This is a genomic window from Kitasatospora sp. NPDC059817 (assembly GCF_042731835.1).
Classification (GTDB): domain Bacteria; phylum Actinomycetota; class Actinomycetes; order Streptomycetales; family Streptomycetaceae; genus Kitasatospora.
Genome location: NZ_JBHWIR010000243.1, coordinates 1 through 8,799 on the forward strand (window position 1 = coordinate 1; position 8,799 = coordinate 8,799).

The 8,799-nt window shown below is 73.1% G+C and carries 8 protein-coding genes and 1 pseudogene; 4 read left to right on the forward strand and 5 right to left on the reverse strand.

The genetic code is table 11. The features are described 5' to 3' along the window. Positions 1-143: 143 nt before the first annotated feature. The 5 genes and pseudogenes from ACFV61_RS32025 to ACFV61_RS32045 form a co-directional block, all read right to left on the reverse strand. Positions 144-663 (reverse strand): annotated as a pseudogene (locus ACFV61_RS32025) (ATP-binding cassette domain-containing protein); the annotation flags it as partial. Positions 664-838: 175 nt separating this feature from the next. Beyond that, a complete protein-coding gene (locus ACFV61_RS32030; protein WP_380487949.1) occupies positions 839-1,405 on the reverse strand; it encodes a hypothetical protein in 567 nt (188 codons plus the stop codon). Positions 1,406-1,734: 329 nt separating this feature from the next. After that, positions 1,735-2,457 carry a hypothetical protein gene (locus tag ACFV61_RS32035; protein ID WP_380495456.1) on the reverse strand — a complete coding sequence of 241 codons (723 nt, stop codon included), beginning with the start codon at positions 2,455-2,457 and terminating at the stop codon, positions 1,735-1,737. A gap of 163 nt (positions 2,458-2,620) precedes the next feature. Further along, entirely contained in the window at positions 2,621-4,033 is a 1,413-nt protein-coding gene (locus ACFV61_RS32040) for a uracil-xanthine permease family protein (protein WP_380380563.1), read from the reverse strand. 130 nt (positions 4,034-4,163) lie between these two features. Continuing rightward, entirely contained in the window at positions 4,164-5,117 is a 954-nt protein-coding gene (locus ACFV61_RS32045; RefSeq protein ID WP_244293531.1) for a helix-turn-helix transcriptional regulator, read from the reverse strand. A 191-nt stretch (positions 5,118-5,308) separates the two neighbouring features. On the opposite strand from ACFV61_RS32045, the gene ACFV61_RS32050 reads away from it, so the two are divergent. The 4 genes from ACFV61_RS32050 (at position 5,309) to ACFV61_RS32065 (ending at position 8,764) form a co-directional block, all read left to right on the forward strand. Next, positions 5,309-6,019 (forward strand): G1 family glutamic endopeptidase, encoded by a 711-nt coding sequence (locus tag ACFV61_RS32050; RefSeq protein ID WP_380429485.1) that lies wholly within the window; start codon positions 5,309-5,311, stop codon positions 6,017-6,019. Between the two features lie 150 nt (positions 6,020-6,169). Continuing rightward, positions 6,170-6,820 (forward strand): TetR family transcriptional regulator, encoded by a 651-nt coding sequence (locus tag ACFV61_RS32055; protein WP_063350352.1) that lies wholly within the window; start codon positions 6,170-6,172, stop codon positions 6,818-6,820. A 44-nt stretch (positions 6,821-6,864) separates the two neighbouring features. Continuing rightward, on the forward strand, positions 6,865-7,632 hold the full coding sequence (locus ACFV61_RS32060; RefSeq protein WP_380495458.1) for an SDR family NAD(P)-dependent oxidoreductase: 768 nt from the start codon (positions 6,865-6,867) through the stop codon (positions 7,630-7,632). Between the two features lie 91 nt (positions 7,633-7,723). Then, on the forward strand, positions 7,724-8,764 hold the full coding sequence (locus ACFV61_RS32065) for an NAD(P)-dependent alcohol dehydrogenase (protein ID WP_380495460.1): 1,041 nt from the start codon (positions 7,724-7,726) through the stop codon (positions 8,762-8,764). The last annotated feature ends 35 nt before the right edge of the window (positions 8,765-8,799 follow it).

Genomic DNA, 8,799 nt, shown 5'->3' on the forward strand with positions numbered 1-8,799 from the left:
TTTTATCGTCTCTTCATATCTAGTTAATTTTGAATGTGATGCAGTGGCCGGTCTGTGTCGGCCGCGTCCTCACCGACGCTGCCCCCCCCCTCCGCCAGCCCGCCGTCGGCCAGCCGCAGCCACCGCTGCACGCCGATCCCGTGCAGGAACCGCTCGTCGTGGCTGACCACCACGAAGGCCCCCCGGTAGGAGTTCAGGGCGCTCTCCAGCTGGGCCGCGGGCGTCGGCGTCGAGGTTGTTGGTGGGCTCGTCGAGCAGCAGCACGTCGGGGCGCCTGAGCAGCTGGGCGGCCAGGCCGAGGGAGACGATCTGGCCGCCGCTGAGGGTGCCCAGGCGCCGGTCCAGCGCCAGGTGGGCCAGGCCGAGGCGCTCCAGCTGGGCGCGGGTGCGTTCCTCGATGTCCCAGTCGTCGCCGATGACGGCGAAGTGCCGCTCGTCGACGTCCCCGGACTCCACGGCGTCGATGGCCCGGACGATCTCGGCGATGCCCAGCACCTCGGCGACGGTGAGGTCGCCGCTCAGGGGCTGCGGGAGGGGGGCAGGGCGCGGCGCAGCAGACAGCCGGCGCCCGGGGGCAGACGGATGGGAGGAGGGCGCGACGACGGGGCCACGCCGACGGTGCTTCCACGCACCGGTCGGTGGCCTGCCGGGTCCGGGACTCACCCGGAGATGTCGTCGTCCACCACCACGTCTGGTCTCCTCGGTATACGGACGGTCGAAGTCCGCGCGAGTGTAGCCACCGGCTGCCAGGCACGCACGGCATTTATCCGGCGGCCGCCACCCCTGTGCCACCGGTGATCGTGCTGCGCAGGAAGTCGGTGGGGTCGACTTCCTGCGCTCATGGGCGGGTGGCTTGGGTGGCTTGGGTGGCTTGGGTGCGGCAGTGGGTGAGGGCGCACTTGAGGCGGGGGTCGGGGTTGGTGGTGGTGAGGAGTTCACCGGCGGTGGTGAGGGTGGTCCAGTAGGCGGTGGGGTCGCCGGTGCGGGGGAGGGGTGGGGTGGTGGTGAGGGAGAGGTAGGCGGTGGTGAGGTTGCCGGTGGTGAACCAGCGGTTGAGGCCGTGGTGGTGGCCGGGTCGGATGTCGCCGTGGGCGTTGACGGCGGTGAGGAGGTGGTCGATGACGGCGCGTTGGGTGGGGGTGAGGGTGGCGGGGATGTCGAAGATGCCGAGGGCTTCGAGGAGTTCGCCGGTGTCGGTTTCGGAGTTGGGGCGGGGGTTGGCGAGGAGGGCGTCGTGGCAGTCGTCGAGGCGGCGGGTGGTCTCGGTGTGGGGGATGGCGAGGGCGAGGCAGACGGCTTGGGCGGCGGGTCGGGGTTGGTGGCCGAGGCGGGCGAGGAGGGCGTAGGTGGCGGCGGGGGTGGCGCCGCGGGAGAGGGTGTGCTTGGCGAGGTTGGTGAGGTGCATGGGTGGTGCGGCTTTCAGACGGTGGCGGGGGTGACGGGCGACGAAGGTGCGGGGCGGCGGGTTGTGAGCATGGCGGGTGCCTCAAGAAGGATTGTGCGGGGGAGTCCCGGTGGGGAGAAGGGCCGGGCTTGATCAGCCGATCGGGACCGGGGCGCCCTGAAGGAGAAGGGGGATGCCGTCGCCATGCTCCCAGGAGTCCCAGGCGTCTTCGACCGCTTGACCAGCGGTCAGGGCCGAGCCTGCACTCGTCGTCGCCGTCCGCAGCGGCGAGTTCGGCGACGTCTGAAACCGCAGGCCCGGACCGCTCACCGGTCCGGGCCTGCGCGCCGTCACGAGCCGGCGGTGGCCGCCTCCAGCGTGGTGGCCATCACCGGGCTGGTGAAGGTGTTCGTCGCATCCCCCGTGGAGGGGTGGTAGGAGCCCCACTTGAGGTAGTTGCGGTCGCCGTCCCAGGTGGTGCCCTTGAAGGTGTCCGAGCCGGTGGTGAAGGTCTGCTTCACGCCGTCGAACCAGAAGTCGATGGTGCCGTCGGTGCGGCCCAGGCGGATCTTCAGCGCGTACGAGTGCCACGTGTTGTTGGTCGTCTGCGCGGTCCACAGGGAGTGCGCGACGTGGTCGGTGTCCCACTCCTGGAGGCGGACGCGCCCGTTGACGATGTCGATCTCGATCGGGTGGTTGGCCGTGCCGGTGCTCGGCGAGCACTTGAGCTGGAAGACGTACCGGCTGTTGGTGTCCTTGATGTCCACCTTGGACGACCAGCCGAGGTAGAAGGTGTCGCCCTCCTTCAGGTCCGGGCCGAGCGTCTCGCAGCGCTCCTCGCCGGCGGCCTGGAAGGCCCGCCACACGCTGCCCTTGACGGAGTCCTTGACGACGCCGAAGTTGCCGGCCGCGCACTGGACCGCCTTGAACGAGGACGGGCCGGTGCTGGTGCTCGGCGTCCACAGGACCTTGCCCGCGTCGGCGGCGGAGGCCTGGCCGCCGCAGGTGAGCGCGAACGTGGCGAGGGCGGCGGCCGCGGCGGCGGTCTTGCGGCGCTGGGTCAGAAGGGACATGCCTCTCCCGGGGGGATGAGTGGCGCGGGGCGGGGGACGGGTGTACGCGGCGATTCGACCACCGCCCGGCCCGTCCGGCCAGACGGAACGGCCGACGGAAGAGCCTTTTCGGACACTTCCGCCGGCCGTCCTGCCGACCTGAACCCGAACCCGGGCCCGTCCGTTACGGGTTGCGCGGCCCCTCAGCACCCTCGGAGCCCTCGGAGTCCTCGTCGTAGGAGGAGGTGCCCTCGTCCAGCAGCGGCTCCTGCGTCTTGAGGTGCGCGGGGGCCAGCGCCCGCAGCGTGTGGTAGCCGGTGATGACGACCAGGGTGCCCAGCGCGATGCCGCTGAGGCTGAAGGTGTCGGTGAACTTCAGGGTGACGTTGCCGATGCCGATGATGATGCCCGCGGCGGCCGGCACCAGGTTCAGCGGGTTGCGCAGGTCCACCTTGGACTTGATCCAGATCTGCGCGCCGAGCAGGCCGATCATGCCGTACAGGATGACGGTGATGCCGCCGAGCACCCCGCCGGGGATCGCGGCCACGACGGCGCCGAACTTCGGGCAGACGCCGAACAGCAGCGCGAAGCCGGCCGCGGCCCAGTAGGCGGCGGTGGAGTAGACCCGGGTGGCGGCCATGACGCCGATGTTCTCGGAGTAGGTGGTGTTCGGCGGGCCGCCGAGCGCGGTGGAGAGCATGGAGCCGACGCCGTCGGCGGAGATCGCGACGCCGAGCTTGTCGTCCAGCGTCTGGCCGGTCATCTCGCCCACGGCCTTGACGTGCCCGGCGTTCTCCGCGACGAGCGCGATCACCACGGGCAGGGCGACCAGGATCGCGGACCACTGGAAGGAGGGGCCGTGGAAGTCGGGCAGGCCGATCCAGTCCGCCTTGCCGACGCCCGACAGGTCCAGGCGCCAGTGGTCGGTGAGGTGGCCGCCCGCGTCCACCGAGTGGATCTTGCCGAAGACCCGGTCGAACAGCCAGGAGATCCCGTACCCGAAGAGCAGCCCAAGGAAGATCGCCACGCGCGACCAGAAGCCCCGCAGGCACACCACGGCCAGACCGGTGAACAGCATCACCAGCAGCGCCGTCCACTGGTCCTGCGGCCAGTAGGTCGACGCGGTGACGGGGGCGAGGTTGAAGCCGATCAGCATGACGACCGCGCCGGTCACGATCGGCGGCATCGCCGCGTGGATGATCCGCGCCCCGAACCGCTGGACCGCGAGGCCCACCAGGAACAGCGCCGCGCCCACCACGAACACCGCACCGGTCACGGTCGCGCTGGTGCCGCCCTGCGCCCGGATCACCGCGGCCACGCCCACGAAGGACAGCGAGCAGCCGAGGTAGCTGGGCACCCGGCCGCGGGTGGCCAGCAGGAAGATGATCGTCGAGACGCCGGACATCATGATCGCCAGGTTGGGGTTGAGCCCCATCAGCACGGGCGCCACGAAGCTCGCGCCGAACATGGCCACCACGTGCTGGGCGCCGAGCCCTGCCGTGCGGGGCCAGGAGAGCCGTTCGTCGGGGCGGACGACCGCCCCCGGCGCGGGCGTACGCCCGTCACCGTGCAGCTTCCAGCGCACGCCGAGATCCATGGTGGGGGTTCGCTTTCTCTGTACTTCCGGTGAACTGTCCGCACCATTCTCCCGGTCGCCGGGCCTGCCGCGCGCACCCGGCCCGGCCTTGACCTGCGCACTCGCGCGGCCCGGGGGCGGCGCAGCCGGCTCACAGCAGTTCGGCCCGGGCGGCCTGGATGCCCGCCTGGAACCGGGTCCGGGCCCCGAAGCGGTCCATCAGCTCCCGCACCCAGCGCTGCACCGTCCGGGTGGACACCCCCAGCTGGCGGGCGATCGACTCGTCGGTGAGCCCCGCCGCGAGCAGTGGGAGCAGTTGGCGGTGGCGGTCCTCCGGATTCTCCTCCGGCAGGGCGGGCAGCCGCATCGCCTGCGCCCAGTACAGCTCGAACAGTCCGGCGAGCGCGTCCAGCAGGGTGGAGGGCCGGATCAGCAGCACGCTCTGCAGCTCGGTGCCCGCGCTGACCGGCAGCAGCGCCCAGCGGTCGTCCAACAGCGCCAGCTTCAGCGGCAGTTCGGTGTGCACCCGGGCCTGCTCCCCGGCCGTGGCGAAGGAGTGGATCTCCGCCAGGCGCTCCGGATCGCGCAGCACCCGGCTGTGGTACACCACCCTGGTCGTCACCCCCCGTGCCAGCAGGGCCAGTTCGGTCTGCGGATCGCTGCGCCGGATGTACGGGGGCCGGTCCAGGACCCGCAGCCGCTCGCGCACCCCGAACTGGAGGGTGCGCCACAGCTCGGCGACCGATCTGCGCCCGCAGATCACCTCGACCGGCGCGTCGGAGCCGGTGCCGTCCCGGCCCTGCCGGTAGGTGCGCATCAGCTCGCCCATCCGGCCCCGGGCGCGCCGCAGTTCGACCTCGCGCCGCAGCAGCAGCTCCTCCACCGCCACGTCGGGCGGCACCGCCGCCCAGGCCCCGGCCGCGCAGGCCTCCACCAGCCCCTGCGCGGCCAGCGAGACCAGTGCCGCGAGCACGATCGAGGCCTGGAGGTTCATCTGGGCGGCCAGCCACTGCGGGTCGGCGGCCTGGACGCCGAGCAGCCGCAGGTAGAGCTGCTCCTCGACCGCGCCGAGGCCGAGTCCGCCGAGCATGCCCGTCCCCGACACTGCGTCCTCCTCGTCCTGCACCGCCAGTGGACGAGCCGACTGTGCGCCACTCGGTGCCCGAAATCAAGGGATTGATCGGGCGACATGTTCCCGCCATGTCGGGTTCCTGCCCACGCGGCTCCCTTCCCGGCCCGCCCGCGGCGCCCGCAAGCTGGGCGGCACCCCCTCAACTCCCAGTGAAGGAGCCCCCCATGGCCCTTTCCCGCACCGGCCGGCTCGTGCTCGCCGCCCTGCTGGCCCTCCCGGCCGCCGCGGCCGCGACCCCCGCGACGGCCGCCCCCGCCACCCACGCCGCCGCGCACGGCTACGGCAGCGCGCACCGCTTCGGCCACGGCGCCCGCTACGACGGCGGAGTCTGGGGCGGCTACGTCGCCCAGGGCAGCGGCTTCCAGAGCGTCTCCGGCTCCTGGACCATGCCCGCCGTGCAGTGCAACACCGCCAACGACCTGTTCGCCCCCTGGGTCGGAATCGACGGCTACGGCTCGCAGACCGTCGAGCAGACCGGTGTCCAGGCCGACTGCTCCAGCGGCTCCCCGGTCTACTCGGCCTGGTACGAGATGTACCCGGCCCCGCCGCAGTACTTCAGCGACCCGGTGGACGCCGGTGACAGCTTCACCGCCTCGGTGGTCAACAGCGGCGGTTCCAGCTACGCCCTGCAGATCACCGACAACACCAAGGGCTGGACCGAGACCACCACCCAGCAGCTCGACGGCCAGAACGTCAGCGCCGAGGCCGTGATCGAGTCCCCGAGCCAGAGCTACCCCTCCTTCAGCCGCCTGGACTTCTCCGGCGTCACGGTCAACGGCCAGGTCTTCGACGGCTACTCCCCGCAGGCCATCGACAGCGGCCCCTACACCGAGACCCCGCTCAGCAACGGCTCCTTCGCGATAGTCCCCGCCTGACCCGCCCGGCCTGACCCGTTCCACTCGACCCGCCTGCGAGCCCGCCTGCGAGCCCGCCCCGGCCCCGCCTTCCCGTGGGGGCCGGGGCGGGCTCGTGTCCCAGAGGGACTCATGTCCCAATGGGACATTTCCGGGTGTACGGTGGCTCCCGTGACCACCGAGAAGGCCGAGCACACCACCGAGGGACGGCGTGACCGCAAGGCGCGCCGCACCCGCGAGTCACTGGCCGCAGCCGCCCTCCAGCTGGTGCTGGACCGCGGCCTGGCCGCCGTCTCCGTCGAGGACGTCACCGACCGGGCCGACGTCTCCCGCCGCACCTTCAGCCGGTACTTCGCCTCCCGCGAGGACGCCGTGCTGGACTGCCTGCGCGCCGACTTCGGCCGGATCAACGCGGCGCTGGCGGCCCGCCCCGCCGCCGAGACCCCGGTGGCCGCCTACCGCGCGGCGCTGCGGATCTGGCTGGGCGACGAGCGGGACCCGGCCTGGCACCGGCGCCCCGGTGTGCGGGAGCTGTTCGGCCTGATCGCCGCCGAGCCCTCGCTGACCGCCGCCTACCGGCGGATCTGCGTCGACGAGGAGGAGGCCTCCATCCGGATCGCCGCCGCCCGCCTCGGCCTGGACGCGGAGTACGACCTGCGCCCGGCCGTCGCCGTCGGCCTCGGCGTGGCGGCCCTCCAGGCCGCCTCCCGCGCCTGGGTCCGCCACCCCGTCGGCGCCGACGAGCCGGATCTGCCCGACCTCGTGGAACGGGCCTTCGACCTGCTCGCCGCCGAACCGCCCCCCGACGGCCCGGCGGCCTGAACCACCGCGCCCACCCGGCGCACCCGCACGAAAGGACGTACGCCATGACCGGCACCGACCACCCCCAGGAGTTCATCGGCAAGGCCGCACTGGTCACCGGTGGCGCCTCCGGCATCGGCCTCGCCGTGGCCCGCCGCCTGGCGGCCGGCGGCGCGGCCGTCGCCGTCGCCGACTTCGACCTGGAGGGCGCCCGCAGGGCCGCCGCCGAACTGGAGGCCGCCGGCGCCCGGGCCCTGGCGATCGGGACGGACGTCACCGACCCGGAGTCGGTGCGGGCCGCCGTCCAGGCCGCCGTGGACGGCCTCGGCGCCCTGCACCTGGCCGTCAACAACGCCGGCATCAGCGGCGCGAAGGCCCCCACCGGCGCGTACGAGCCCGAGCAGTGGCGCCGGGTCCTGGCCACCAACCTCGACGGCGTCTTCTACTCGCTGCGCTACGAGATCCCCGCCATCCTGGCGGCCGGCGGCGGCGCCGTCGTCAACATGGCCTCGATCCTGGGCACCAACGGCTTCGCCGGCTCGCCGGCCTACGCGGCCGCCAAGCACGGCGTGGTCGGCCTGACCAAGACCGCCGCCCTGGAGTACGCCGCGCAGGGCGTGCGGATCAACGCCGTCGGTCCGGGCTTCATCGACACCCCGCTGCTGAGCGCGGCCGACGAGGAGGCCCGTCAGGCGCTGGTCGCCCTGCACCCGGCTGGCCGGCTCGGCCGCGCCGAGGAGGTCGCCGAACTGACCGCCTTCCTGCTCTCCGACCGGGCCTCCTTCATCCATGGCAGCTACCACCTGGTCGACGGCGCCTACGCGGCCCGCTGACCGGCCCGCTGCCCAGGCCCGTCCGGTGGCCGGGGCAGCGCAACCGGGGGGACAGTCGAGTCCGGGGGCAGAGAGAGGGAGTCCGAAACCCATGAAGGCAGTCCAGTACCGCAGCGTCGGCGCCGCCCCCGAGGTGGTCACCGTCCCCGATCCGGAGCCCGGCCCCGGCCAGGTCCTGCTCAAGGTCACCGCGGCGGGGGTGTGCCACTCCGACATCGCCGTGATGAGCATGCCCGCCGAGCGGCTGTCCTTCCCCCTGCCGCTCACCCTCGGGCACGAGGGCGTCGGCACCGTGGCCGCGCTCGGCGCGGGCGTGACCGGCCTGGCCGAGGGCGAAGCGGTCGCCGTCTACGGGCCGTGGGGCTGCGGCAGCTGCGCCAAGTGCGCGGAGGGCAAGGAGAACTACTGCCTGCGCGCCGCCGAACTGGGCATCCGCCCGCCCGGCCTGGGCGCCCCCGGGGCGATGGCCGAGTACATGGTGGTGGACAGCCCCCGGCACCTGGTGCCGCTCGGCGGCCTCGACCCGGTCCGGGCCGTGCCGCTGACGGACGCCGGCCTGACCCCGTACCACGCCATCAAGCGCTCGCTCGGCAAGCTGACGCCCGGCAGCACCGCCGTGGTGATCGGCACCGGCGGCCTGGGCCACGTCGCGATCCAGCTGCTGCGCGCGATGACTGCGGCCCGGGTGATCGCCCTGGACGTGACGGAGGAGAAGCTCGCGCTGGCCCGCAGCGTCGGCGCGCACGAGACGGTCCGCTCCGACGCCTCCGCGCCCGCCCGGGTGCGCGAACTCACCGGCGGCATCGGCGCCCAGGTGGTGCTGGACTTCGTCGGCGCCCCGCCCACGGCGGCCGCGGCCGGCGCGATGGTGGCGGTGGAGGGCGACGTGACGATCGTCGGCCTCGGCGGCGGCACCCTGGCCGTCGGCTTCGGCGCCCTGCCGTACGAGGTCTCGGTGTCCTCCCCGTACTGGGGCACCCGCGCCGAGCTGATCGAGGTCCTCGACCTGGCCCGGGTCGGCGCGGTGGACGTGCACGTCGAGACCTACGGGATCGACGAGGCGCCGCTCGCCTACGAGCGTCTGCACAGCGGCCGGATCAACGGGCGCGCCGTCATCCTCCCCAACGGCTGACGGCTGACGGCTGACGGCTGACGGCTGGGGCCCCC

Excerpts from the sequence above, each read along its gene's own strand:
- ACFV61_RS32030 (WP_380487949.1), bottom strand. The coding sequence starts at position 1,405 with ATGCACCTCACCAACCTCGCCAAGCACACCCTCTCCCGCGGCGCCACC.
- ACFV61_RS32035 (WP_380495456.1), bottom strand. The coding sequence starts at position 2,457 with ATGTCCCTTCTGACCCAGCGCCGCAAGACCGCCGCCGCGGCCGCCGCC.
- ACFV61_RS32040 (WP_380380563.1), bottom strand. The coding sequence starts at position 4,033 with ATGGATCTCGGCGTGCGCTGGAAGCTGCACGGTGACGGGCGTACGCCC.
- ACFV61_RS32050 (WP_380429485.1), top strand. The coding sequence starts at position 5,309 with ATGGCCCTTTCCCGCACCGGCCGGCTCGTGCTCGCCGCCCTGCTGGCC.
- ACFV61_RS32060 (WP_380495458.1), top strand. The coding sequence starts at position 6,865 with ATGACCGGCACCGACCACCCCCAGGAGTTCATCGGCAAGGCCGCACTG.
- ACFV61_RS32065 (WP_380495460.1), top strand. The coding sequence starts at position 7,724 with ATGAAGGCAGTCCAGTACCGCAGCGTCGGCGCCGCCCCCGAGGTGGTC.